General features: G+C 64.8%; 2 protein-coding genes. One reads left to right on the top strand and one right to left on the bottom strand.

Annotated features, from left to right (window positions below; all coding sequences use genetic code 11):
• Positions 1-297, top strand: a 297-nt coding sequence (locus ACK4FK_RS18760) for a cytochrome D1 domain-containing protein (protein ID WP_409747229.1), incomplete at its 5' end; no start/stop codon positions are given.
• A 657-nt stretch (positions 298-954) separates the two neighbouring features.
• Here ACK4FK_RS18760 and ACK4FK_RS18755 read toward each other — a convergent pair.
• A partial coding sequence (locus ACK4FK_RS18755; RefSeq protein ID WP_409747226.1) for a nitronate monooxygenase occupies positions 955-1,586 on the bottom strand: 632 nt, incomplete at its 5' end.

Here is a 1,586-nt window from a genome sequence, read left to right as displayed (position 1 = left end):
CCCTATGCCTGGGCCGATGTCTTTTTCGGCGAAAACCGCGATGTCATGCACGTCATCGACAAGCGCAGCCTGGAGATCGCCGCCACCTTGCGGCCAGAGCCGGGCAAGACTGCAACCCACGTGGAATTCGACCGTTATGGCAAATATGCCATGGTCTCGTTGTGGGAAGCGGACGGCGCCCTCATCGTCTATGACTCGGCCACGCTGAAAGAGGTCAAACGCCTGCCCATGAGCAGGCCGGTGGGCAAGTACAACGTCTGGAACAAGACGCGGCTGTCGGAAGGCACCAGCCATTGACCACGATCAAGTCCGGGTCTGGACCGGCCGGCGTCTGCGGACTATGTTTTCATCACCGTCGTCCAAGGAGCGTAACATGAGCTTTCAAAAGGTCTTCGAACGTAGCGAAAACACTGCCGTGTTCTATGGCGTGCTGATTTTCATCGCTTTCCATTTCGGCATGCTGTTGTTGTTCCACGCCATCTGACCCTCACGGCAGCCCTCATGCACCGCCGCTACGGCGGTGCGCCCCGCTGGTCGAAAGCCAGCACGTCTCGACTCGCCCTCCAAGAAAGGCTCAAGAAGCCGGGGCGGGAGTTCGCCCCAGGCCATGCGCGGCGCAAGCCGCAGGCAGACGCAGCGCCTTCGTCGCAGCGACGTCAGACGCGACCCCCGCCGTCGTCTCGCCAACCCAACGAGGGACGGCCATCCGCCGCGCTGACTTCCTGGCGGCAGAGACGAAAGAAGCATTGACCCGGCCCGCGCCACCGCACACATCCTGCACATCCAGCCGCAGCTTTGCCGCGCCTACGACCCTTCTCTGGATCACGGCTGCGACCTCACCGACGCTGACTGCCCCTCGGCCGCCGCGAGAGGGTCGCAGGCATCGGCCTGTCCGGGCAAGGCCGGCGCGTTGGGCAGGGGCTACGGCGGTTCGCCGACACGCCGCGCGCATGCTCAAGCCGGCGCGCCGATCTTCTCGGGCGGTGGTAGGGTGATCTGGTTGTCCTTGCTGAACTGGTAGTCGCGGAAGACGTGCTCCGCGCTGAGGAGCTGCCAGCGCCCATCCGGCAACTGGCGGCTGGTGTCCTTGAGCCGATAGGCATAGGCCCCGCAGGTCCAGATGTCGAAGTTGCGCATGTGGGTGCACAGGCAGGTCTTGTCCTTCACCGAGATCTTCTTTGCGCCCGGATGGCGCGCCACCTCGCGGTTGTAGGCCTCGATGTAGGCGCAGCGGCCGTCGTTGTCGAGGAGATAGCCATAGGCCTCGCAGTTGGGCCGGGTGCCGGCGCCGATGCCAGGGCTACCCTTGAGCATGCGCATGGGGTAGCCCGTGGGGGAGAGGCCGTTGACCTCGATGTCCTCTGGCTCGGCTTTGAAATAGTGCTGCTTGACGTGATCGGGCAGGCCGCACTCGTGGGTGACGGTGAAGCGGGTGGCCACCTGGACGGCGGCGGCGCCACGCTCCAGGAAGCCGACGGCGTCCGTGCCGGTGAAGATGCCGCCGGCGGGGATGACCGGGATCGCGAGCTGCTCCTTGCGCAGGTAGGCGAGCACCTCGTCGACGATGCTGGCGAGATCGTATTTCA

Source organism: Ferrovibrio sp. (assembly GCF_046297895.1).
Classification (GTDB): Bacteria; Pseudomonadota; Alphaproteobacteria; order Ferrovibrionales; family Ferrovibrionaceae; genus Ferrovibrio.
Note: the sequence above shows the minus strand (reverse complement) of the source record. Positions and strands in the feature narration are given on the sequence as shown.